This window comes from Sinorhizobium kostiense (genome assembly GCF_017874595.1).
In the GTDB taxonomy this organism is placed as follows: domain Bacteria; phylum Pseudomonadota; class Alphaproteobacteria; order Rhizobiales; family Rhizobiaceae; genus Sinorhizobium; species Sinorhizobium kostiense.
This window is the reverse complement of the sequence record NZ_JAGILA010000003.1, coordinates 424,259-448,841: the sequence shown is the minus strand read 5'-3', so window position 1 is coordinate 448,841 and position 24,583 is coordinate 424,259. Positions and strand designations below refer to the sequence as shown.

Genomic DNA, 24,583 nt, shown 5'->3' with positions numbered 1-24,583 from the left:
AGGCCGCGCAACGTCACGGGCAGATTATTGGCTTTTTAAATCTGAAAATGCAATGGCTATTTTCCGAGCAGCTCTTTTTCATGCGCCTGGTGCGACCAGGACCAGGTCACCGGCGATTTCTTGGAGAGGGCACCGCCGAGGTGCCGGCGCATGGCGTAAGAAGCCTCGACGACCTCGCCGCGCTCGAGAAGATCAAGAATTTCGAGATGTTCCTGGCACTGCCGCACAGTGCGGCTGCGGTCGACACGGGAGCGATATTCGAGCAGACGCCGCATCCGGTTCACGCGCACGAGCGAGAGGTGGAAAAACGGATTGTTCGACATCTTGATCAGCTCTTCATGGAAGAGCGCGCCGTTGTGGAGAAGCCGTTCCGCCGGCAGCCGTTCAATATCGGTCTCCAGCATGCGCAACTGAATGCGGCGTTGCTCCTCGATGATCTTCCGATCCAGCCGGAACTCGGGTTCCAGCATCGCGGCCGGCTCGATCAGCATACGGAAGCGGTAGATCTGCTCGAAAGCCTCGGGCGTCTTGGCGACCGGCAGGAAGCGCCAGCCGTAACCCTGCTTGCGCTCGGCCCATCCCTCACGAGACGCACGCATCAGGACATCATTGACCTGCGATTTCGTCAGATCGTAGCGCTCTCTCAGCATCTGCTCGGTAACTTCGGCCGGTATCCGGTCGGTGAGCCAGTCTTCTGCAAGACGCTGGTAGTCATTGGCCACCTCGAATGGCTCCGCATCCTCGCGAACGCGTTCGGCGATGCTGTCGGTGACCTCCTTGACAAAGAAGCCCCTGTTTTCCTTCTGCTCGAGAAGACCTTGCGCAGCCAGCATGTCCATCGCTTCCCGCACTGGCGAGCGGGAGACGCCAAAGCGGTCTGCAAGCTGTTGCGTCTTCAGGTGGTCGCCGACCGACAACTCTCCCGAAGTGACGAGCAGGGTGATTTCATTGGCAATGGTTTGTGCCAGTTGGCTGGAGCGCATCTCGATCAACCCCGTATGAAACAACGATGTCGCCGCAGGTTAATCCATGACGGCGACAAAGGGAACAATTCGAGCGAAACAATTTGCATATCTGACTGCTAGAAAAGCCAAAAAGCGGCATAACCTCCATTGACACCGCGCCATTTTTGGCTTTTTGAATATTAAAATTCATTCTATGGAGAACACATGAGCTTTCTTCAGCTAGCGACCCCATACGGAATCGTCAAAGCGCTCGATCTCTCCGGTATCTTCGGCGGCGATTTCGCGAGCCTCCCCTACATCCATCGAATCCTGCTGGAAAACGTCGCCAGAAGAGACGCCGATCGCCTGCCGTCCATGATTACTGCCTTGCGGGGCTGGCTTGTCAGCGGCACGAGCGAGACCGAGATCGCCTTCCATCCCTCGCGTGTCCTCATGCATGACACGACCTGCGTGCCCGCATTGGTCGACATTGCTGCCATGCGCGACGCCATCGCCGAAGCCGGCGGCGATCCCAAGAGCCTCACGCCGGTTCTGCCGGTTGACGTATCCGTCGATCACAGTATCGGCGTCGACATGCATGGACAGCCCCGCTCTCGTGCCTTCAACATGCAGCGCGAGATGGAGCGCAACAGCGAGCGCTATCGCCTGATGAAATGGGCGACGACCGCTCTTCCGGGTGTGACCGTGCATCCACCGGGCACCGGGATCATGCACACGCTCAATCTCGAGCAATTGGCGACCGTCATCCGCCTCGAAGACCGGAACGGCGAGACCTGGGCCACGCCGGACACACTTATCGGAACCGACAGCCACACGCCAATGATAAACGGTATCGGCGTTCTTGGCTGGGGTGTGGGCGGTCTGGAGGCGGAAAGCGTCTTCTTTGGTTTCCCCGTCACGATACGGCTTCCGGATGTCGTCGGTGTGCGCCTGACCGGACGGCTTCCTCCCGGCGTGCTGTCAACGGACTTGGCGCTGGAAGTTACGCACCTCCTGCGGCGTCACAACGTCTCAGGAGAGTTCGTCGAATTCTTCGGGCCGGGTGTCGCAACGCTCTCAGGCGGAGACCGCGCCGTCGTAGCCAACATGGCGCCCGAATATGGCGCATCAACCGGTTATTTTCCAATCGACGGTCGGACGATCGAATATCTGCGGCAAACAGGTCGAGCGGCTGAACATTGCTCGCTGGTCGAACGTGCCGCGCGTGTGATGGGCCTCTGGTTCGATCCGGAAGCCGAGCCTCGCTACACCGGGGTCATCGAACTCGATCTCGGCAATGTGCGTGCCCTTTTAGCCGGGCCGCAGCGCCCGCAAGACAAGCTGGGGCTGACTGAAGCTGTATCTGCCTTGGAGGCGGCAGTTGGCAGGCCGCTTGGCGAAGGTTTCAAAGGCATTCCGGACGGCGCGATTGCGATTGCGGCCATTACAAGCTGCACCAACACCTCCGACCAGCGTCTCCTGGCCGCCGCCGGTCTTGTCGCCCGTAAGGCAAACGGGCTCGGTCTTCGCCCGCCTTCATGGGTCAAGACATCATTGGCGCCGGGCTCGCCATCCGCCGAACTCTTCCTGAAACGGAGCGGTCTGCTGGTGGACCTGGAGGCCATCGGCTTCGGCATCGTGGGTCACGGCTGCACCACCTGCATCGGCAACTCGGGGCCACTCCAGCCGGACATGGCCGAGGCAATCGCCAACGGCACGGTTGCCGCCGCCCTCCTCTCGGGCAATCGCAACTTTCCAGGGCGGGTGCATCCGAGCTTGCAGTTCGGCTTTCTCGCCTCGCCGCCGCACGTCGTCGCCCTCTCGATGATCGGAAAATTCTGTCGAGATCCGCTAAGTTTGAAAGTCGCGGACACCGCGGACGGATCTGCCGTCCGCCTTCGCGATCTCCTCCCGTCCGATGAGGAGATCGATGCTAGTTTGCGAGACTTCTCAAAGCGCGAAGATTTTGGCCAAGCCTTTGACGATGCGGCGAAGAACGAGGCATGGCTGGCCCTCGATGCGTCCTCATCTCCAACCTTCCCGTGGGATGAAAACTCGACCTATATCCGGCGCCCGCCTTTCGCTGCCGTGAGCTCAGCCAATCGACTCGGAACCTATGCGGCCCATCCGCTGCTCGTGCTTGGCGACGACATGACTACCGATCACATCTCTCCCGCCGGCCAGATCAGTGCCGAAAGCTATGCCGGGCGTCATCTTGTTGCTGCCGGCGACCGGCCAAACGATCTCAATGTCTACGCGGCCCGGCGAGGGAATTGGCAGGCCATGGTTCGCGGTCTCTTCGACAATCGGACTGCCGCCAACCTCCTGCTTGGCGGGGAACCAGCCTCAAGGACCGTGCATGCGCCTTCAATGGAGGAAGGTCCGCTATGGGAGGTCGCCCAACGCTACCGGCAGGAAGGCCGGTCCGTCGTCATCGTGGCCGGAGAGCGATATGGAGCCGGTTCATCACGCGATTGGGCAGCCAAAGGCGTCGCATTGCTGGGCGTGCGCGCCGTCATTGCGAGAAGCTTCGAGCGCATCCATCGCACCAATCTGATCGGCATGGGCATTTTACCGATCGTGATCGAAAACTCGATGCCCTCGCTCTCGGCACTGGATCTCATCGAAATTGAGGCCACGCGCATCCGTCCGCGCTGCGACGTCAGGATTTTGCTACGCTATGTCGCTGCCGCAACCGCGGAACTGACCGGGCGTGCAGCAGTGGAAACGGAGCAGGAAGCGGAAACGCTTCTAAGGGGAGGGATGATTCCGCTTATTCTCGATCGTAACTTGGCAGCGTAGGCCAAGTCCAAAAACTACACGGTGTCGGACAAGAGCTCATTGGTCGTCGGCCGAGGACCTTTTTTCCGAAAGCAAGACGGCTCACCGGCATTCTATCGCTGCATCAAGTACCTCAAAACGGATGATTGGACCGTCCCAATTGGGCGTGCGCGAATCGAGTTCGGATACGTTCAATACAGATTTGCATCCGAAAATCGCTGCCCGCCAAAATCTTAATGCAAGCGTATTCTTGCGAGCAACAGCCACTTCCCATGATCCGCACTGTTGCTCAAACAATCGTTGCGCCGCCAATCGACCCAGGCCATGCCCCCGATGCTATCGCACTACGAAGAACTCTGCGATTGAATGATCGGCATGCAAAGTTGAATGGGTCTCGTCGTTAACAAGTGCGAAGCCGACGAGGACGTCGGCCGTCTTGAACAGGTATGCACGCCAATCGGCACGTTCGAAATACCGATGAATCGGATAGTCAGGGAACCGCCCGTCGCCACAAAGTTCTCCACGCTGCGTGCCCGCCCAGAATTCCGAAAAATCATGAGTATACAGCTGCATAAGATTCTGGAGCGTCGTCAGGTCGGCCTCCGACGCCTCGATCAGGTCGATGTGCATGTCATTGTCTTTTGAATTGCGTTTATCACATTGTAGCGTCTTTCTACCAAAGAAGAGCTGCGGCACTGGGAATGCAACTGCTTCGGTAATCGCTGTCGACTGTAGAAGAGTAGGACGCAGCTCAGAAGGAATCCTGTCGGATATGACAATCAAGCTAGTGCCGTAGCTCCTGTCGACTGACGCGGCACCGGCCGCGCAATGAGCTCATGAGCGCATCACCATGGGTACCGTAGCCGACTATCAAGAGAATTACCGCACCCCCACATTCGGCTGGCCGCATCCGGCGCCGCTGGCATTATATGACGGCCCTTTCGATAAAAGGTCGATTGCTGAGGACTCTCTCGTACCCGACGTCCGTCAAATCGAGGGTTCGATACTCGTCATAAATGATAAGTTCGGACACACCTCGGCCGGTGGCCGGTCCCTGCTGCAAACCGTGGCCCGAAAAGCCATTTGCGAAGACGAAGTTGCGCACGTCAGGATGGCGGCCGACGACCAGATTTTGGTCAAGAGTGTTGTAATCGTAATGACCTGCCCATTGATTGACGACCTTGATCGCCTCGAATTTCGGCGAGCGTTCGGCGAGTGCCGGCCAGATGATCTCTTCGAATTCTTCATAGCGCGGTTCGAAATCGTCCCAGTCTGCAGTTGGGTCCTCGACGGGTGGGCAGCCCGTCAGGAAAAAGCGGCCTTCCGGGCGGCAGAATACACCGCTCGGGTCGATCATCAGCGGCAGTCGGCCATCGTTGATGTTGGCCGTGCCTTCCGGTGTATCGGCGCAATCGAAGACAAACAATGTGCGCTTGCGCGGCTCCACCGGGATATCGAGGCCCGCCATGCGCGCCGTCAATGCCGCGCGCGGACCTGAGCAGTTCACGATCGTGCCGGCACCGACGGTCGTACCCGACTTCAGGGCAACGGAGGTCACGCGGTTTCCTCGGCGCCCCACGCCTACGACCTCATCGGTAATATAGTCCACACCGAGCGAACGCGCCTTGTTGCGGAAGCCGTACATCAGGCCGGTATTGTTGAACCAGCCCTCGCCGGACCGGCCGTAGGATGCGAGCTCGATATCGGCGACATTGAGATGCGGAAACGCGTTGGCGAGTTCATCCCGGTTGAGAAGCAAAACGTCGGCGCCACAGGATATCTGCGCCGCATGGTTTTCGCGGAGCGTCTGCACTTGCTGCGGCCTGTTGGCAAGAAAGAGATAGCCGCCAGGTTGAAAACCGAGATCCGGGCGATCGTCGCCCACCTGCATCATGTCGGCGAAGTTGCGAATGACCTCGGAACCATACTGGCTGATCCTGACATTGATCGGATTGGAGAATTGCGTCCGGATTGAAGACGACGACAGGGAAGTCGACGCCTTCGCATAGGTCGGGTCCTTCTCGACCACGAGAATCGAGCCGTCGAAATCCGGATTGGCGGAGAGATAATAGGCGACGGCCGAGCCGATGACAGCGCCGCCGACGACTACGACATCGTAGGAATTCTTCATTTGGATGCCTCGTCGTCGGGGTGCGGCAGGTCGACGAACCAGCCGCCTAGATGCTGGCTTGCGGGCGCGTGCGGGTCGAGGCGCGGCACGGCGGCCTCGACTTTCTGGCGCGCGAATTCGGTATTGTCCCTGGGATGATAGCCCAGCCTGCCCCAATTGGTATTGTCGACCGGGCAGACCTTGTTGTCGGACAGGCCGAAGGCGATGGTGCAGCCGATATGCGGCGCAGTCAGCGCCGCCTCCACCAGCCGAACGCAATCGTCGAACGACAGCCAGGACCACAGCATGCGACGCTCCGGCGGTTCGGGGAAGGATGAGAAGATGCGCAGACAGGCGCTTTCCAGACCGAACTTGTCCCAATAGAACTGCGCCAGCGCTTCGACAAAACATTTCGAGACGCCGTAAAGGCTGTCCGGGCGCACCGGGGCAGCCTCGTCGATATTGTCCGTCAGCTTGTGGTAGCCGATGGCATGGACGGAGGAGGCGTAAACGACTCGCTTGACGCCGTGGCGACGCGCCGCCTCGTAGATATTGTAGCTGCCCTCGATATTGGACGCGAGGATCGTCTTCCACGCCGTTTCGAGCGGCGCCCCACCGAAATGGACGATGGCGTCGACGCCTTTTACTGCATATTCGACCGCTTTGGCATCCGCGAGATCGAAGACGAAATCTTGTTCATGCGGCGCCAAATCGGAGATCTCGACCCGGTCGGCGACGCGGACCTCGCTGGCAAGATGCGCCAACCCGTTGCGGAGCTGGGTTCCCAGGCGGCCGGCGGCGCCCGTGATTAGAATGCTGTTGAAATCCTTGGCCATTGTCGTGTCCATCACTTCTTGAGCTTGGCAACGGCGCGGCCGATGCGCGTCACTGCCTCGATCAAAACCTCTTCCGATGTTGCCGTGGAAATGCGGAAGAACGGCGAGAGGCCATAGGCTGTGCCCGGCACCGCCGCCACATGACCTTCATCGAGAAGATACTTGGCCACCGCGACGTCGTCGGCAAGTGTTTGGCCGGAGGAGGTGACGGCACCGATCAGCGCAGCACAACCTATATACGCGTAGAACGCACCTTCCGGGGGATCGAGTGTGAGCGCATCGATCCTCGATATGCCCTCGACGACAAGATTTCGGCGGCGTTCGAAGGCGGCGCAGAACGTCGATACCTCGTCCTGCGGCCCTTCGAGCGCAGCTTTGGCAGCGATTTGGGCGGGCGCGCTTACGGATGTGCAGGACTGGCTCTGGATAGTCGCCATCGCCTTGATGAGGTCCTTCGGGCCGGCGGCATAGCCGACGCGCCATCCGGTCATGGCATAAGCTTTTGAAACGCCGTTGACCACCAGTGTGCGTTCGAGCAGTTCCGGGCAGGCCGCGCCGAAGGAGACGAATGTCCGGCCGTCGAAGATGATGTGCTCGTAGATCTCGTCGGACAGGATCAGGACCTGCGGGTGTTTCGCCAGCACCGCGCCGAGCGCTTGGAGCTGTTCCTTGGAATAGACCGCACCCGAGGGATTGCCAGGCATGTTGAGGAAAAGCCAGCGCGTTTTGCCGGTGATCGCTGCTTCGAGGACCTCTGGCGTCAGCCGGAAGCCCGCCTCAGCCAGGCATTCCGGCGTCACCGGGACGCCCCCGAACAACTTCGCCATTTCGGGATAGGACACGAAATAGGGCGCGGGAAGCAGGATCTCGTCGCCCTCCTCCACTGTCGCCATCAGCGCATTGAAGATGATCTGCTTGGCGCCATTGGCCACGGCGATCTGGTCGAGCGCATAATCGAGGCCGTTTTCGCGCTTGAACTTGGCCGCAATCGCCTTGCGCAGATCCGGCGTTCCCAGCGACGCCGTGTAGAGCATACGCTCCCGGCTGGCGGCCTCGAACGCAGCCTTGGTGATATGGGCGGGTGCGGCAAAATCCGGCTCGCCAAGCCCGAGATCGATGACATCGATACCGGTCGCGGCAAGCTCCTTCGCTGCCTGGGAAACGGCCATGGAGGCCGACGGCTTCACCGCCGACAGTCGGCTAGCAATATAGGTCACGACTTCTTCTCCGTAACATATCCCTTGGACAGATCTTCGGCCCGGGCTTCGGGCGCGCGTTCGGCCGGATCGCCGAAGCCGCCACCGCCCGGCAGTTCGAGCTTCACCCTGCGGCCTGCGGGCACGTGCTGCCACCCCTTGGGACGCAGCTTGGTGCCGTCGTCGAGCGTGGCCGAGCCCGGTGCGCCATCCCTACCGCCGGCACGACCTCGTGCCGGCGTGGAGATGCGGTCGAACATGGCCGAGAAATCGAATTCGTGGCCCTCGGCGGGGGCGATTTCGATCACCTGGCCGAGGCCACCGCGATACTTGCCGTCACCGCCGGAATCCGGGCGAAGCTCCTTGCGCCAGATAACGATCGGGCCGGTATGTTCCGTTGCCTCGATCGGCATCGTGTGGACGCCCGAGGGGAACGCGGTCGATGACAGGCCGTCGAGATCGGGTCGCGCGCCCATGCCGCCCGAATTGAACATCAGCACCTCGGCTCGGCCGCCGGGTTCACCGGTGACCGGACGCACGGAAATATGCACGTTCCAGAGCGCGGCCGCGCCTTCCGCAAGGATCTGACCGGGAAGCGCCTTGGCCAGGGCGCCGAGGACAACGTCCGGAACCATGTGGCCGATGACATGGCGCACGGAGACCGGCGCCGGACGCCCGGCATTGAGGATATTGCTGGGCGAGGACACATTGAATACAGCGAGCGAAGCCGCATTGTTTGGGATGTCAGGCGCGACGACGCATTTCAGTGCATAGCAGGCATAGGCTTTGGTATAGATCAGAGGTACGTTTATGCCCCAGCGGCTTACCGCCGCGCTGCCGGCGAAATCGACATTGACGCCGTCATTGGTGATCGTGACCTTTGCAGCGAGCTTGACCGGCTCGTCATAACCATCGGTCAGCATCTCGTTCGACCACGACCCCTTCGGCAATCCTGCGATGCGCTCCATGGTCGCGGCATGGGTGCGCGACAGAATGAAATCGCCCAGCGTGTCGAGATTGTCATAGCCGACTTCGTTCAGCATCTCGATCAGGCGGCGATGGCCGACGTCGTTGCAGGCGGCAAGCGAGAAGAAGTCGCCGATGACCTGGTCGGGTTCGCGCACGTTGAGACGGAGGATCTTCAACAGATCCTTGTTCACCACGCCGCGTTCGGCGAATTTCATGATCGGGATCTGGATGCCTTCCTCATAAACCGACTTGCCGTCGGCGCCGAAGCCGCGCCCGCCGACATCTACGACATGGGCGGTGCAGGCAAAGAAGCCGATCAGCTCGTCGCCCTTGAAGGACGGCGAGACCATGGTGATGTCATGGAGATGACCGGTGCCTTTCCAAGGGTCGTTGGTCACATAGGTATCGCCCGGGTACATTTCTTCGCGTGGAATCTCGGCGATGAAATGCAGCACGGCCTCTGCCATGGTGTTGACGTGGCCCGGTGTGCCAGTCACAGCCTGGGCCAGCATTTCGCCCTTGGCGTTGTAGACGCCGGCTGACAGATCGCCCGCCTCACGCACCGAGGTGGAGAAGGCGGTCCTGAGCAGGGTCAAGGCCTGTTCCTCGACCACCGAGATCAGGCGGTTCCACATGACCTGCATGCGGATTTCATTGATGTCGCCCATGGATCAGAGCCCTTTCCGCACGAGCAGGATGGTGCCGTCCGCCTGGATCACTGCATCGAATGGCGAAGTGACGACGGTTGAGGTTTCGCTCTCGACGATGACGGCGGGACCGGAGATCCGGTCGCCGGCTGCGAGCGTGTCGCGCGGTACGATCGCAGTTTCCAGCTCCTTGCCGGAGGCCGGATCAAAGACGCTGCGCGTGGCGTGACCGGATGCGGGCCGGCCGCTGGCCTCGAGAGCGAACTTCTCGCCTTCGGGACGAATATCCTGCGCCTTGACCGACCAAGTCACGAATTCCACTTCCGGACCCTCCACCGCGCGGCCGAAGAACAGTGCGTAGCGCTCTTTGAATGCCTTCTTGATCGCGGCCTTATCGGCGTCGACGAAAGCGCCATCGGGCATCGGAACCGGGATTTCCCAGCCCTGACCGGCATAGCGCATGAAGGCCGTCACTTCGCGGGTGAACACACCCTCGGTGCCCGCCTGCACGAAGCCTTCGGCGGTTGCCTTCAGCTGGTCGAGCATCGTGTTGATCGACGCCGCGTCGAATTTCGACAAGCTGACAATCTTGGAGGCAAGCGCTTCGTAGCCGAACGGCGCTTTGAGAAAGCCGATCGCCGAGCCGACGCCGGCGCCCTGCGGGATAAGGCAGCGATCGACGCCGAGCTTTTCGCACAGGCGCGCAGCATGCAGCGGAGCTGCGCCGCCGAAGGCGATCATCGTATTGTCAGAAATGTTCTTGCCATGCTCGACCGCATGTACGCGTGCGGCATTGGCCATGTTCTCGTCGACGACCTCGACGATACCGAAGGCCGCCGCCTGTGGTGCGAGCTTGAGCTTGTCGCCGACGTCGCGCGAGATCGCAGCCTTGGCATTGTCGACCGAGAGCTTGATCTTGCCGCCGGCGAAATTGTCCGGATCGAGCTTGCCGAGCACCAGGTCGGCATCGGTAATGGCCGGATGTTCGCCGCCACGCTGGTAGCAGGCCGGACCCGGCTCGGAAGCGGCCGATTCCGGCCCCGCTTGAATGCGTCCCATGGCATCCACCCAGGCGATCGAACCGCCGCCGGCGCCGATCTCGATCATCTCGATGACGGGAATCGATATCGGCATCCCCGACCCCTTGCAGAAGCGATATGTGCGGGCAACCTCGAAGGTTCGCGCGGTCTGCGGCTCGAAATCCTCGATGAGGCAGACTTTCGCCGTTGTGCCACCCATGTCGTAGGACACGACGCGGTTCAGGTCAAAGCGGCGGGCGATGTCGGCGGCGAAGATCGCGCCACCAGCGGGGCCAGATTCGACAAGCCGCACCGGGAACTCGGCCGCGGTCTCGACCGAAATGAGGCCGCCACCGGAATGAATCATGAAGACTGGGCATTGCGCGCCCATCTCCTTGAGCCGCACTTGCAGGCGTGAAAGATAGTCGGCCATCTGCGGCCGCACATAGGCGTTGGCGCAAACCGTATTGAACCGCTCGAACTCCCGCATCTGCGGCGACACTTCCGACGAGATCGAAATCGGCATGGAGAGTTTGCGCGACAGGATTTCCCGCGCCCGCTGCTCATGTGCCGGGTTCATGTAGGAGTGAATGAAGCCGATGGCGATGGCGCCGAAACTGCCTCCGGAAATAGTGTCGGCGATCGCTTCGAGCGCAGCCTCATCGAGCGGCTGGAGTTCTCGCCCCTGCGCGTCGATGCGACCCTTGACGACGAAACGGTCCTCTCGCGGGATGAGGGGCCGGGGCAGCACGAGGCCGAGGTCGTATTGCTCGAAGCGGTTCTCTGTCCGCATTTCGAGCACGTCCCGGAAGCCCTCTGTGGTGACCAGCGCCGTCCGGGCGCCACGACGCTCGATCAGCGCATTGGTCGCAAGCGTGGTGCCATGGATGACGATGTCGATGTCACCCGGTGCAATGCCGGCATCCCCGACAACAATCTCGATGCCGTCGAGGATGGCCTGCTCCGGCGCGGCATAATTGGTCAGCACTTTTGTTGAATAGAGCTTACCTCTGACGTCGAGTGCGATGTCGGTAAAGGTGCCACCGATATCGGCGCCCAGACGGATTTGGTGACGCGATGTCATGCGGGTTCCTTTGCAGCGAGAGCGGCCTGACGCATCTGGCTGAGCGTCCGGCGTGGCGTCAGTGCCTCCGGAGAGATGGCGAGGTCGAGCAGGGCTCCGGTCCTAGAGACACGGGCACGCTCGAATGCCGCGGCGAAATCCGCGGTGCTTTCGACACGCTCGGCATGGAAGCCATAGGCTTTCGCGAGCGCCACGAAATCGGGATTGACCATGGTCGTGCCGGAGACACGCGCCGGGTAGTGCCGCTCCTGGTGCGCACGGATGGTGCCATAGATGCCGTTGTTAAGGAGCAGGATGATCGGCTGCGCATTGGCCTGCAGCGCGGTCGCGAGCTCCTGGCAGTTCATCTGAAAGTCACCGTCGCCGGCGAAGCAGACGACCGTGCGGTCGGGATGCGCCACCTTGGCGGCAATCGCCGCAGGAACACCATAGCCCATGGCGCCGGACTGCGGCGCCAGCAGGCGCGCGTTCCGGCCGAACTTGAAGAACTTGTTCGGCCAGACGGTGAAATTGCCCGCGCCGTTGGTGAGAACCACGTCGTCCGGCAGGACGTCGTTGAGCAGCACGGTGACCTTGCCCATGTCGACGGGTGACGGCAGATCGCCGAGTTCGAAACCGTTCACATAAGCATCGCGGCCACGCTTGCGCCATTCCGACCACGCCCCCGTGACTGGCGCCAGATCGCCCAATGCCTCGGCAAAGGCGTTCGGCCCGGCCTGGATGCCGAGTGAAGGACGATAGACCTTGCCGATCTCGAGGTCAGAACCGTGGACATGGATGATGGCCTGCTTCGGGCTTGGCACGTCGAAGAGAGTGTAGCCGTCCGTGGAATTTTCGCCGAACCGATTGTTGATCGCGAGAATGACATCGGCATCTTTGAGAATCCTCTTGACGGACTCGACCATGCCGACACCGGCTTCGCCGCAAAAGGTCGGTGAATTGTTGTCATATTGGTCCTGGTAGCGGAACACCGCGACCACGGGAATATCGGAGGCCTCGGCGAATTGCTGCACGAGCGCCATCGCACCCGGTTTCCAGTTGCAGCCACCGTAGAGGATTACGGGGCGCTCGGCACTGCCGAGCATTTCGCGAAGCCGCGCCATCGCGACGGCCGATGGCGCCGGCTCCGATATGTCGAGCGGACCCGAGAGAGGCTCGGCATCGGTCACTGAAGTGAGCATGTCTTCCGGCAGGGCAATGACGACAGGTCCGGGACGTCCGGTGACGGCCATGGTCCAGGCACGGGACAGGATCTCGGGAATCCGGTCGGCATTATCGATCTCGACGGCCCATTTCGCAACCGTGCCGAAAGCCGCCCGGTAGTCGACCTCCTGGAAGGCTTCACGGCCCCGCATGTCGCGTCCGACCTGGCCTACGAACAGCAGCATCGGAACTGAGTCCTGCATGGCGGTGTGCACACCTATCGAGGCATTGGTGGCGCCCGGCCCGCGCGTGACGAAGCAGATACCGGGCTGCCCCGTCAACTTGCCATAGGCCGCCGCCATGAACGCCGCCCCGCCTTCGTTGCGGCACAGAACATAGTCGAGGCGCCCGCGTGTGTCGTGCAGTGCATCTAGGACCGCGAGATAGCTTTCGCCTGGCACACCGAAACTCTTCGTCGCACCGAGCCCGATCAAGCTATCGACGAGGAGCGTTCCTCCATTCCGTTTCATACTGGTTTCCTTGGTCTCTCTAGACGCGTCGGCACCGGAAGACAAATATGTCCCAAGTAGGCCCGGGGGCCGACGGCGTCAGCGACTATTGTTCGAACTTGACCATCTGACCGCCACCCGCGGCCTGGTCGGTCGGCAAGACCTCGACCCGAGCGACGTCGACAAAAACCGGCAGCTCTATGGCGTTAGCGATGACGGTCGCGATGTGCTCCGGCTGGATAGGCCTGTAACCGTCATAGAGAACGGCCTGCGCCTGATTATCGGCAATGGCCGTGCGGTAGAGATCCGTCTGCACGCGACCGGGCACGATCTCCGTCACCCGTATCGACGTGCCGAGGAGATCGCAGCGTAGATCGTCGCAAAACAGGCTGAGCCCGGCCTTGGACGCCCCATAGGCGCTCATGGAAGGATAAGGCGCCTGGCCGCCGGTCGAACCGATGAAGATCAAGTGTCCCTTTTTGCGAGCGACCATCCCGGGAAGGACGGCGCGGGTGAGATGCATAGGAGCCTTGAGATTGACATCGATCATCGCATCGATTTCGGCGGGATCGATCTCGTGGAACAGGGCGCGGGTCGACAGGATGCCGGCATTGTTTATGAGTATGTCTACCTCGATATCCGCAAACCTGGCAGCCAGCGCAGCCTTGTCGCGCACATCCGCCTGGACGGCTTTCGCGCCGGATGATGAAGCCAGCTCCTGGAGCGCGGCGACATCGCGGCCGATCGCGTAGACATCAAGCCCCATCTGCCGGAGCTTGAGCACGGTCGCGCGGCCTATTCCGCTCGTCGCCCCGGTGACGACGGCCGTTCTGTAAGCCATGCCGTCAGACATAGATGTAGCCTCCGCTGATCACCACGTTCTCGCCGGTGGCGTAGGTATTGCGGCTGCTCGCCATCATGACGATCCACTCGGCCATCTCGACCGGTTCGGCCGCGCGGCCCAGGGCGCTTGCCTTGGCAAGCTCGGGAAGGAAGCCGAGCTCTTTGGCGCGGTCGGTGGCAAAGCCGGCCGGCGCCACGGAGTTCACCAGAATGCCGTCGGCAGCGCATTCCTGCGCGAAGGACTTGGTCAGGCTCACGACCGCGGCCTTGGTGGCTGCGTAGTGGGCGTTCTGCGGATGCGCCTTGAACGCATCCACGGAGGTGACATTGACGATGCGGCCGGCGATTTCGGGCGGGTTCACGAAACCGCGCATGTGCCGAACCGCCGCTACCATCATGTGATAGGTCCCCTTCACGTTGATGGCGTTCTCGAGGTCCCACTCTTCGTCGGTGATTTCGAGGATCGGCCTGCGCGGATAGATGGCCGCACTGTTCACGAGCGCATGAATCCGGCCGAGCTTGCTCACAATGTCGTCGAAGCCGCGATGCGCGGTCTCGGCTCGGGAGATATCCGCAACGGCTGTCGCCACCTCGACGCCGAGCTCCCTGATAGTGGCGGATGAATTTGCCAGAAGCGCCTCGTTGCGGTCGATCAGGCCGATCTTGGCCGCACCGCGCTGCGCCATCAGTTTGGCTGTCGTCATCCCCAGCCCCGAAGCTCCACCGACAATAATAACGGTCTGTTGCTGCATGTCTGACCTCGCGCTACCGGATTGCATGTGATTTAAATTGGTATGTTATCACTTATATGATAAATTCTTTCAGCGAAACAAGCGTTTTTTCGTCCGCAAGAATGGCTAACGCCGCTCGTCCTAGACATGGATTGGCCATCCAACAGGCCCAACACACGAGCGCGGCTTCTTCCTTCATTGCACGGCGCGGACAACCGTCGCCTCGGCGAGGGACCGGTGGCAGGCCTTTTCAGGGCCTCCGCGTGGCCCCAGCCTTTGTGTGCCTTGAGCTGTGCAGACGGGTCCACACGATGAGTTGCCAGACGAAATGAGCCGCGACGACGACGCCTAACCGCTCGCGACATTACGTGCCGGTCTCAAACCCAGAAGTTTGCCGGTCGGCGCCTTCGTCATTCGGTGGCTCCTGAACGATCTCGCATCTGCAACGACCGTGGCCGTGTGGAATGATATGTGATATGTGTTGAATTCGTATGGGTGTCATAGGAGAATTCGTGTCGGTCATAACTCAACGCGGCAACCTCGCCGAAATTGTCGTAGCCCAGCTCACGAGCCGCATAGATTCCGGGATTTACCCACCCGGTGAGAAGATACCTTCGAGCGCGCAGCTATGCGAAGAGTTTGGCGTAAGCCGGACTGTGATCCGGGAAGCTCTCACCTCACTCAGGGTCGCTGGCAGGGTCACGTCTCGCCAGGGTGACGGCGTCTACGTTACGGAGCGCGATTCCAAGGCGCTCAATTTCGAGATCAGCCGGATCGAGGATATCCGTTCGGCAATGGAGATTTTGGAACTGCGCCTCGGTGTGGAGATGCAATCCGTGGCGCTCGCCGCCGCGCGGCGCACCCCGGAGGCGCTCGCCGATATCGCTCGGGCGTTCGACTATCTCGATAATCTGGAGAGCGATGACGTCGAGTTGGAGGCGCGGGCCGATTTCGAATTTCACCTGGCCATCGCCCGGGCAACGCGCAATCCGCACTTCCCGCAATTTCTCCAGGCGGTGTTCAGTGAAATCAGCTTCGATCTCGTGATGAAGCATCGCCAATCGGCGCGGACTTACCAGACCTATCTAAAAAAGATTAATAAGGAGCATGCCGCGATTTTCGCAGCCATCACCCAGGGCGACCCCAAGGCCGCGAAGAATGCTTTGGCGGCCCATCTTGAAGAGAGCCTCAACAGGTATCGGGCGATGCTGGACGAGCCGCAAATCGTGGAAAGCGCCGACTAGCATCCATGGACAAGACAAATAGCCAGCTTTAGCTTGGACGGATAGGAGCGTTCAAATGGCGGCAGAATCATTGTCGGATGTCGATGCTCCACGAGTCGAATCCAGGCCTGCATCTATCCGCGCTGTCCTCGATGCACTTTGGATCGAGTTCAATCAGCTCGGCGGCAACAATCGAACCTGCATCGCATCGGCATTACCCCCTGTTTTTCCAGGTTCGGCGGGATTGATAATGATGTTGTTGTCGCGACCGAATTAGCTGCTTTGCACCGCTGAAACATCTTCTGAATTGCGGATGCGCACGATTGCCGCGGGGGCTTGAGCCTCGCGGCAAATCGGCCTAGCGGTGCGCGGCCTTTGACGTTCGAGCTATCGTCCTAAACGTTTGGACGGGCGCGTAATTCCCTGTCGACAATTGTTCATACAACAGGCAATATTGTCAGCGGCGTCTTTTGAGACGGTACGGCCATTCGTCAACGTCAGAGAACAAGGCGTCCTGACCCCCACTTCTATATAATCCTGGGAAAATGAATTGGAAAAAGCGCAGAAAGTTGAAAATGTGAGCGGTGTGAAGGAAACCGGCAGTGCACGCGTTTATAAGAAGCTTCGAGACGACATTCTTCGCGTCCTCATCGCCCCAGGAACTTCGCTCGATGAAGTCAGCCTTAGCCAGCGATTCAAGCTTTCCCGCTCACCTATTCGAGAGGCGCTCGTGCGGCTCTCCACCGAGGGGCTGGTGCAAATCCTACCAAACCGCAGCATCATCGTGACACCTATGGAGTTCGATAAGATGCCGGAGTTCCTCGACGCGCTGGACTTGATGCAGCGGGTGGTGACGCGGTTTGCCGCGCTTCACCGCACGCCTGCCGATCTCATTAAGATTCAGAACGCCCAAAAAGGATACGAGCAGGAAGCGAGCAATGCCATACGCACAGGCGATTCCATCGGCATGATCGAAAAGAACTTCGAGTTTCATATGGCGATTGCTGCAGCCTGCCGGAACTCCTATTTCGCGGATTCCTACCGGCGACTGCTGCAGGAAGGCAGACGGTTGCTGTTCTTCCATTTCCAGTATCAATCTCTGGACCCCAACCTGACACTGGACGACATGGCCGCGGCGCATCGCGCCATGATCGATGCGATTGAGAAGCGCGACGCCGACCGGGCCGAACATGAGGCCCATCTGCATGCAGTCCAGTTTAGGGGCCGCTTCATGGATTTCTTGAACAGGAATCTCACAGCCAAGCTTACGCTCAACTACGCGGCACAAGCAGGCTAATCGCTAGTAGCCGAAGTAGGACACCATCAACGCGATCTGCGAATCAAGCATGCCTGCGCCATACCGGACCTGGCAGCCACGAGCGATTGCCGCCTTCAACAACGGTGTCTCGCGGGGCTTCATGATAATGTCGGCGACGAGAATGTCCGGCCGCAATTGGGAAATGTCGACCGGCAGCGGATCGGTCTCGGGATGCAAGCCGCACGGCGTGGCGTTGACGAGCATGTCGGCACCGTCAAGATCAGCATCGGAAGCAGTGACCGACAGGCCGCGGTAGCGGGCTGCCACATCCTCAGCCAGCAGCTCGGCTCGACCGAGATCGACATCGCTGATCCGGATGGACTTGCAGCCGCTTCGCGCGAGGGCGAAGGCGATCGCCTTGCCGGCGCCGCCGGCCCCGACGAGCAGCACGTCGCGGTCCCTGGCGTCCTGCCCGTTGTTCAGCACTCCACGCAGAAATCCGAGGCCGTCCATATTGGTGGCAATCATCCGGCCATCCGGGTCACGCCGGATGACATTCGCAGCGCCCAGTTCCTCGGCCGCGGCCTCGACCTCCTCTGAAAGCGCATACGCCTGCTCCTTGTGCGGGACGCTGACGACGAGACCGCCAAGATTGCGCGTTCTTTTGATAGCCTCCCAGCCGGTCGCGAAGTCTTCGGGCATGAAGTGCACAGGCACCATGACGGCGTCGATGCCGCGCTCGGCAAAAAGTGGATTGATGACCTCCGGCGTGCGGACATGGCCGATCGGGTGCGCCAGCATGTAAAAGATCTTCGTGGTACCGGAAATCATCATCGATGTGCCTCTCAAATCTGCCGCGAACGCGTGGACGTTTCCCCAGCCAACTTTTTTGCATACTGTCTATGGAATGTCGACATTAGATATGCAATATTTGCTGCGACATCTCAAGAACATATCCGACCAGGGAGTTTTTCATGCCTGTTGTACACGTCGACATGCTTGCGGGCCGCACATATGAGCAGAAGGCCGAAATCGCGGACGTCTTCACGCGAGAGCTCGCGCGGATCGCCAAATGCGCGGAGGACGACGTGCAGATCGTCTTTAACGAATACGAACGCAGCAGTTGGGCGAAGAACGGCGTCATGATCGACGCGAAAACCCGAGCGAAGTGACCAGATTGGGAAGGCTTATCGGTGAGTGACATAACGATAGTCGGCGGCGGCATCGTCGGCGTATGTTCGGCCATTGCGCTGCAGGATGAAGGCTACAGCGTCGAGTTGGTGGATCGAGGCCTTGAAACCGAGGCGGCAAGCTACGGCAATTGCGGCCTGCTGGCAGTGGGCGAAATCGTGCCGATTTCTAAGCCTGGCATCCTGCCGAAGGTCCCCAAGTGGCTGTCGGATCCGAAAAGCCCGCTGTTCGTGCGGCCCAAGGACATGATCACCCAGATGCCCTGGCTCCTGCGCTTTCTCTGGTCTGGCAGGCGAGCCAAGGTGCTGGACATCGTCGCAGGCATGACCCCGCTCCTGTCGCGGGCCGAACAGGACTATCGTGCCCTGCTCGACGCTGCCGGTCTTTCCGACAAGCTTGTAAACAAGCCGAATATCATGGCCTTCAATTCGAAGGCCGATATCGAGGGCGACAGCTTCACTTGGAATCTCAGGACTCAGAAGGGTTTCCGCCACCGCTTCCTCGATAAGAAGGACCTTCAGGCAATTGAGCCAGCGCTTTCGGGACCGATCACCTGCGGTCTGCTTCTCGAGCAGTGGCTGCAATTCTCCGATCCCGGCATCGTGCGTAACAAGCTGGCGGAATTCTTCCTTTCGCGCGGCGGCACGCTGAGAACCGCCTCTGTGTCCGGTCTCGTCGCCAAGGCCGGCAAGGTGATCGCAATTCGCCTTTCGAGCGGCGATCAGGTCAGTGTGAAACGGGTCGTTCTGGCAGCCGGCGCCTGGAGCGGCAAGCTTGCGCGCGACATCGGCGTACGGGTGCCCCTGGCGGCCTTGCAAGGCTACCATCATCAGCTGCCCAATCCGAATGTGACCGTCAATCACGCTGTGCTCTATGCCAATGGCGGCTTCGTGCTGACACCCATGGAAACCGGATTGCGAATCGGCGGCACGATCGAGGTCGCCGGGCTTAATCCAAAGCCTAATTTCGAACGCGCCAATATCATTGCCGAGAAGGCGAAATCCGTTCTTCCTGGATTGGACACTTCCGGCGGCAAGCAGTGGATGGGACCCCGCCCCTTTATGCCTGATACCATGCCGGTCATCGATAAGGCGCCTCATCACGATAATGTCGTCATGGCATTCGGGCATGGCCAAGTCGGTATGACGCTCGGAGCGACGACCGGAAGATTGGTTGCCGATCTCGTCGCAGATCGCAGGCCGACTTTGGACCTCGCTCCATACCGGGCAACACGGTTCTGGTGGAAGTCGAATGTTGCCAAGTCGGAAGAGGGCAACGATCCTATTCGATACCCTCCCTACTGATCGGGCTGCCGCCGTCGTCGAAGGCAAGTAGCCGCTATTTGCGCGGCGCGATCAGAGGACCGCAACGCTCGATTGCGATACGCACTGTTTCGGCCGGATCGCGTTCCCACCAATCGAGTTCGGAGAACAATTCCAGTTCGAACGGGCCCTCATAGCCGATATCGTCCAGCCAGCCGCGAATGCGAGGCAGGTCTATGACACCATCGCCCACCATGCCGCGGTCACGCAGGTTCCGGGTCGGAACAAGCCAGTCGCAATAGTGGAAGGTTTGGATGCGCTTCGGCCCTGCCCGGCGCAATTCCCGCTCGAATGCCGGATCCCACCAGCAATGATAGACGTCAGCGACGAGGCTGGTCGCCTCATCGCCCAGTTCATCGATCATGTCGTTGCAATCGGTGATCAGGTTCATCGCGCTGCGGTCGCCGCAATACATCGGGTGCAGCGGCTCGAGCCCGAGCTTGACCCCAACCGAGCGCGCATAGGGTGCGAGTTCGACGAGCGCATCGCGAATTCGCTGCCTCTGGGCGCCGAGGTCCTTGTCGCCCACAGGCAGGCCGCCGACTACCATGACCACGCAGGGAGCACCGATTGCTGCGGCCTGGTCGAGAATCCGCTTGTTGGTGTCGATCGCCGCTCGCAGCCGCACTGGATCGGTTTCATTCACCCAGGCACTGGTGCACAGGGAGGCGACCCACATCCCGGCATCGCGCAGATGTTTGGCAGTCGCCTCGACGCCGTAATCGTCGAGGAAATGGCGCCAGACCGCAATGCCGGGAATGCCTTGCGAGACATAGCCTTCAATGGCTTGCGGCATCGACCATTTCGGCGTGGTAATCTGGTTGATGGCAAAACGTGACAGATCGTAAGCGGACATTATGCGACCTCCTGGCGGCGAGCCGCCGTTTTTGCTTCGTCAATGGACGTTCCATCCGCGGTGAAAACCACTCCGTGGTTGGCCTCGGCATAGGCAGCGCTGATCTTGCCATTGGTGAGGTCGTCACGGATGAGATCGAGGGGACGCTTCAGCGGATCGCCATAACCGCCGCCGCCAGCCTGTTCGTGACGGACAACGACATTCTTGCCGATCGTGCGGGTGATCTTGGCTGGCAGAACGATGTTCTGGCCATCGGGATCAAGAATATTGACGCATTTTGCAGCCGGCTTGCCGCCGAAGAGGCCATAGGGCGCATGATCGTGCCGATCGGCGCGGATCTGCAGCACGGCTTCCTCGGCCAGCAGGCGATATTGGCGGATGAGACCGAGGCCACCCCGGAATTCGCCGGCGCCGCAGGAATCGGGCCGCAGGCTATATTCGTCCATCATCATCGGATAGCGAACTTCCAGCGTCTCGACCGGCAGGTTGGACATGTTCTGCGAGGGATTGGTGACACCCTCAACCCCATCCTTGTTCCAGCGGCCGCCCCAGGCGCCGTTGATCATATCGACGAGAACGAACGGCTCGCGGGTTTCCTTGTCCCAGCCGCCGAAGGCAAGAACCGTGTTGCCGCCCTCGCCCGCCGCCATCACCTTCTTCGGAGCTATCTGCGACAATGCGCCGAGCACGGTATCGACAACGCGATAGCCAGTGAGCGCTCTCGCTGCGACCGCTGCAGGCATCTGCGGGTTGAGAATCGAACCTTCGGGCGCGGTGATGGTGATGCAACGGTAGACGCCAGCATTGTTCGGCACTTCGGCATCGAGCGCGCAGCGTACCGAGAGATAAGTCGCCGACTTTACGAACGAGAGCGTTGAATTGATCGCGCCCTTGACCTGCGGCGACGAGCCCGCGAAGTCCACGTTGAGATGATCGCCCTCAACCGTCAGTTTGACGCGGATCGGAATCGCGTCCGTTGAGAAGCCGTCACCGTCGATGAAATCCTCGAAGCTGTATTCGCCATCCGGCCAGGAGCGGATCGCCGCACGTGTGAGCTGTTCGCCATAGTCGATCAGGTCGTCGAAATAGCTGTCGAGTTCATCAGCGCCATAGCGCTCGATCAGGCGCAGGAGCTCGCGTTCGCCGAGATTGCAGGTGGCGAACTGGGCTTCGAGATCGCCGAAGACCAGTTCCGGCAGTCGGACGTTCTTTTCGATGATGCGCATCAGCGTGTCGTTGCGCACGCCCTTGCTGTAGAGCTTCATGGGCGCGATCCGCAGGCCTTCCTGGTAGATTTCGGTGGAATCGGCCGCATTGGAACCGGGCACGCGTCCGCCGACATCGCAATGGTGGGCGATGACCACGGAGAAACCGCGCAGGCTGTTATCGCTGTGGAAGATCGGCCGGATCATGAAGATGTCCGGCAGATGCATGCCGCCTTCATAGGGATCGTTGAAGATGATGACGTCGCCTTCGGCGAGATCGTCCGCATACTCTTCCATGATCACAGCCATGGCATCCGGCACGGCGCCAAGATGCAGCGCGACGGTTTTCGCCTGCGACAGGATGCGGCCGTGCTTGTCGCAGAGCGTCACCGAGTAATCGAGCACGTCACGCACGATCGGCGAGCGCGCAGTGCGCATGACGGCAAAGGCCATGTCATCGACGATTGTGTCCAGCGCGTTCTTGATGACGGCGAATGTAATGGGGTCATTTGTTTTCTGGGCCATGGGAACAGCTCCTTGAATGGGGTCAGGCCAACGAGTCTCAGGCAAGCGTGGCGACGACGTTGCCGAAGGCATCGAGATCTGCCTTGGCGCCGGGTGGAACGACGATGGTTGTATCGGGGCTCTGGATGATCAGCGGCCCGACGGCGCCGCCGCGGAAGGTGGCGCGCTGGTGGATCGGCGTGTCGATCCAACCGTCCTTGCGCGAGAAATAGACTTTTCGCGTGGTGACATCAGCCGGACCGTCCTCAGGCTTGTGGGCGGTGAAGGCGAGGCGGTTGCCGCTATTGCCGCCGGCATTGAGCCTGATGTTGACAATCTCGACGCTGTCGTCGGAGGCATAGCCGTAGATCGCCTTGTAGGCTTCGCGGAACGATGCGCGCAAGTTTTCGCGGTCGGCCTCCGTCACTGTTTCAGGAAGTGCAACCGGAATCTCGAAATCCTGGCCCTTGAAGCGCAGGTCGGCTTCGAAGGTGCATTCGATCTGGTCATCGCTATAGCCTTCCTCGGCGAGCGAAGCATGGGCGTCAGCGCGCATGTCCTTGAGCAGCGCATTGACCTCGGCGACCGGCAACTGGTCGAGCCTGCCGTGGAGGCTGCGCAGGAGATAGCGCTCGACCTTGGCAGCAAGCATGCCGGTCGCGGTGAAGACGCCGGGCGAGCGCGGGAAGATGACGCGGGAAATGCCGAGCGTGCGTGCGAGATCGCAGGCGTGCACCGGGCCTGAGCCGCCGAAGGCGAGGATGGCGAAGTCGCGCGGGTCGACGCCACGCTCCACCGTGACAGCCTTGATGGTGCGGGCCATGTTGATGTTCACTACTTCGCGAATGCCGAAGGCGGCGTCTTCGATCGAAAGCTTCAGCGGATCGGCAAGATCGCGCTTTATCGCGGCGCGGGCGCCCTCGACGTCGAGCTTCATACTGCCGCCAGCCAGCGCTGCCGGCAGAAAGCCGAGCACCACATTGGCGTCTGTGACGGTCGGCGAATTGCCGCCGATGCCGTAGCAGACCGGTCCTGGATCAGCGCCGGCCGACAGCGGCCCAACATGTAATAGGCCGCCCTCATCGATGCGGGCGATGGAGCCGGCGCCGCTGCCAACCTCCGCCACGTCTACCGTAGGGACCCGCATCAGGTAGCCGCCCGCCTTGATGAAGCGGCTCGGCGTGGAAATGCCGGCGCGGAATTCATATTCGTTGGCGCGCGACAGCTCGCCCTTGTGGATGAGCGAGGCGGAAGCCGTCGTGCCGCCCATGTCGAATACGACCAGATCCTTCTCGCCTGCAGCTTCACCCAGTCTGCCCGCACCGACTACGCCGGCCGAACGGCCGGAGGAGATGAAGAAGACGGGCTTCTCCTGTGCCATGCGGGCGCTGGAGAGGCCGCCGTTGGAATTGCTGATCAGGAGCGGTGCGGAGACGCCGATTTCGCGCAGGCCGTTTTCGAGGCGCTCGAAGTAAGCGCGCAGCGACGGCAGCACATAGGCGTTCACGGCGGTGGTCGAAGTCCGCTCATATTCGCGGATCTCGGGCAGCACCGAGACCGAGGCGGTCACCCACATGTCGGGAAAATGCTCGCGCATGATTTCCAGCACCCGGGTCTCGTTCTCCGGATTGCGGTAGGAATTGATGAAGCACACCGCGACGGATTCAACGCCTTCTGCTTCGAAGAAGCGCCCAATATCGATCACTTCCTGCTCGTTCACCCCCTTGAGGATGCGCCCGTCGGCTGTCGACCGCTCGTCCACTTCCATGCGGTAACGGCGGGCGATCAGCGGTACGGCCTTTTCCCAGCTAAGGTCGAACATGGTCGGGGTGCGGACGCGCCCGATCTCCAGCACGTCGCGAAAGCCCTTGGTGGTGATCAGGCCGGTCTTGGCGCCGACCTTCTGTAGCAGCGTGTTCGAACCCACGGTCGTGCCATGGACCACTTCGGCCACCCTGGACACGGAAATGCGTGCCGTCTCGGTGATCTGGCGAATGCCGGTCAGCACCGCTTCCTCGGGCCTGGCGGGCGTGGATGGCACCTTTGTGAAGAAGGTCTCGCCGCCGTCGCCGAAGAGAACCAGGTCGGTGAACGTTCCGCCAATATCAACGCCAATGCGTGCGTTGTTCATCGTATGCCTCCTGCGCATCAGCGCTTTTTTGGGTCGAGTTCTCCCGTCGGCCGAGTTGATCTCGCCCGCGGGGGTCATTCA

Annotated in this window: 19 protein-coding genes; 5 read left to right on the top strand and 14 right to left on the bottom strand. The window is 60.7% G+C overall.

The features are described from left to right. Positions 1–56: 56 nt before the first annotated feature. Positions 57–1,007, bottom strand: coding sequence for a GntR family transcriptional regulator (locus tag J2Z31_RS14805; protein ID WP_234939444.1), 951 nt, complete (start codon positions 1,005–1,007; stop codon positions 57–59). A gap of 162 nt (positions 1,008–1,169) precedes the next feature. Between J2Z31_RS14805 and acnA the strand changes: the two genes are divergently transcribed. Then, positions 1,170–3,746 carry an aconitate hydratase AcnA gene (acnA, locus tag J2Z31_RS14800; protein ID WP_028002834.1) on the top strand — a complete coding sequence of 859 codons (2,577 nt, stop codon included), beginning with the start codon at positions 1,170–1,172 and terminating at the stop codon, positions 3,744–3,746. A gap of 315 nt (positions 3,747–4,061) precedes the next feature. Here the strand turns inward: acnA and J2Z31_RS14795 are convergent, their stop codons facing one another. From J2Z31_RS14795 to J2Z31_RS14755, 9 genes are all read right to left on the bottom strand, one after another. After that, the gene (locus tag J2Z31_RS14795) at positions 4,062–4,355 is read right to left on the bottom strand and encodes a hypothetical protein (RefSeq protein WP_209602398.1); all 294 of its coding nucleotides are present in this window, start codon (positions 4,353–4,355) and stop codon (positions 4,062–4,064) included. 295 nt (positions 4,356–4,650) lie between these two features. Further along, positions 4,651–5,856 (bottom strand): NAD(P)/FAD-dependent oxidoreductase, encoded by a 1,206-nt coding sequence (locus J2Z31_RS14790; RefSeq protein WP_033058303.1) that lies wholly within the window; start codon positions 5,854–5,856, stop codon positions 4,651–4,653. Then, positions 5,853–6,671 carry an NAD-dependent epimerase/dehydratase family protein gene (locus J2Z31_RS14785; protein WP_028002831.1) on the bottom strand — a complete coding sequence of 273 codons (819 nt, stop codon included), beginning with the start codon at positions 6,669–6,671 and terminating at the stop codon, positions 5,853–5,855. The genes J2Z31_RS14790 and J2Z31_RS14785 overlap by 4 nt, the downstream gene beginning before the upstream one ends. 11 nt (positions 6,672–6,682) lie before the next feature. After that, positions 6,683–7,888 carry a pyridoxal phosphate-dependent aminotransferase gene (locus J2Z31_RS14780; protein ID WP_028002830.1) on the bottom strand — a complete coding sequence of 402 codons (1,206 nt, stop codon included), beginning with the start codon at positions 7,886–7,888 and terminating at the stop codon, positions 6,683–6,685. After that, positions 7,885–9,504, bottom strand: a complete 1,620-nt coding sequence (locus J2Z31_RS14775) for a hydantoinase B/oxoprolinase family protein (protein ID WP_028002829.1) — start codon at positions 9,502–9,504, stop codon at positions 7,885–7,887. Before J2Z31_RS14775 ends, J2Z31_RS14780 begins: the two co-directional genes overlap by 4 nt. 3 nt (positions 9,505–9,507) lie before the next feature. After that, on the bottom strand, positions 9,508–11,586 hold the full coding sequence (locus J2Z31_RS14770; protein ID WP_028002828.1) for a hydantoinase/oxoprolinase family protein: 2,079 nt from the start codon (positions 11,584–11,586) through the stop codon (positions 9,508–9,510). Then, entirely contained in the window at positions 11,583–13,259 is a 1,677-nt protein-coding gene (locus tag J2Z31_RS14765) for a thiamine pyrophosphate-binding protein (protein ID WP_028002827.1), read from the bottom strand. The genes J2Z31_RS14770 and J2Z31_RS14765 overlap by 4 nt, the downstream gene beginning before the upstream one ends. An 85-nt stretch (positions 13,260–13,344) precedes the next feature. After that, entirely contained in the window at positions 13,345–14,091 is a 747-nt protein-coding gene (locus J2Z31_RS14760; RefSeq protein ID WP_028002826.1) for an SDR family oxidoreductase, read from the bottom strand. Further along, positions 14,084–14,833 (bottom strand): SDR family NAD(P)-dependent oxidoreductase, encoded by a 750-nt coding sequence (locus J2Z31_RS14755; protein WP_028002825.1) that lies wholly within the window; start codon positions 14,831–14,833, stop codon positions 14,084–14,086. The genes J2Z31_RS14760 and J2Z31_RS14755 overlap by 8 nt, the downstream gene beginning before the upstream one ends. A gap of 491 nt (positions 14,834–15,324) precedes the next feature. Between J2Z31_RS14755 and J2Z31_RS29805 the strand changes: the two genes are divergently transcribed. Together J2Z31_RS29805 and J2Z31_RS14745 are read left to right on the top strand one after the other, a co-directional pair. Next, positions 15,325–16,056: a FadR/GntR family transcriptional regulator gene (locus J2Z31_RS29805; protein WP_028002824.1), complete on the top strand. Its 732-nt coding sequence runs from the start codon at positions 15,325–15,327 to the stop codon at positions 16,054–16,056. A 529-nt stretch (positions 16,057–16,585) separates the two neighbouring features. Beyond that, positions 16,586–17,332 carry a GntR family transcriptional regulator gene (locus J2Z31_RS14745; protein ID WP_028002823.1) on the top strand — a complete coding sequence of 249 codons (747 nt, stop codon included), beginning with the start codon at positions 16,586–16,588 and terminating at the stop codon, positions 17,330–17,332. 3 nt (positions 17,333–17,335) lie between these two features. Here J2Z31_RS14745 and J2Z31_RS14740 read toward each other — a convergent pair whose 3' ends face one another. Continuing rightward, positions 17,336–18,127 (bottom strand): shikimate dehydrogenase family protein, encoded by a 792-nt coding sequence (locus J2Z31_RS14740; protein ID WP_033058299.1) that lies wholly within the window; start codon positions 18,125–18,127, stop codon positions 17,336–17,338. A gap of 140 nt (positions 18,128–18,267) precedes the next feature. Here J2Z31_RS14740 and J2Z31_RS14735 point away from each other — a divergent pair, with 140 nt between their 5' ends. Then, the gene (locus J2Z31_RS14735) at positions 18,268–18,465 is read left to right on the top strand and encodes a tautomerase family protein (RefSeq protein ID WP_028002821.1); all 198 of its coding nucleotides are present in this window, start codon (positions 18,268–18,270) and stop codon (positions 18,463–18,465) included. Between the two features lie 21 nt (positions 18,466–18,486). Continuing rightward, positions 18,487–19,788 carry an NAD(P)/FAD-dependent oxidoreductase gene (locus tag J2Z31_RS14730; protein ID WP_084617851.1) on the top strand — a complete coding sequence of 434 codons (1,302 nt, stop codon included), beginning with the start codon at positions 18,487–18,489 and terminating at the stop codon, positions 19,786–19,788. Between the two features lie 34 nt (positions 19,789–19,822). Here the strand turns inward: J2Z31_RS14730 and J2Z31_RS14725 are convergent, their stop codons facing one another. From J2Z31_RS14725 to J2Z31_RS14715, 3 genes are read right to left on the bottom strand one after another with little or no spacing between them, the layout of a single operon-like run. Beyond that, positions 19,823–20,662 carry a sugar phosphate isomerase/epimerase family protein gene (locus J2Z31_RS14725; RefSeq protein ID WP_028002820.1) on the bottom strand — a complete coding sequence of 280 codons (840 nt, stop codon included), beginning with the start codon at positions 20,660–20,662 and terminating at the stop codon, positions 19,823–19,825. After that, the gene (locus tag J2Z31_RS14720; RefSeq protein WP_028002819.1) at positions 20,662–22,392 is read right to left on the bottom strand and encodes a hydantoinase B/oxoprolinase family protein; all 1,731 of its coding nucleotides are present in this window, start codon (positions 22,390–22,392) and stop codon (positions 20,662–20,664) included. Before J2Z31_RS14720 ends, J2Z31_RS14725 begins: the two co-directional genes overlap by 1 nt. Before the next feature lie 37 nt (positions 22,393–22,429). Next, positions 22,430–24,502: a hydantoinase/oxoprolinase family protein gene (locus J2Z31_RS14715; protein ID WP_028002818.1), complete on the bottom strand. Its 2,073-nt coding sequence runs from the start codon at positions 24,500–24,502 to the stop codon at positions 22,430–22,432. Between the last annotated feature and the right edge of the window lie 81 nt (positions 24,503–24,583).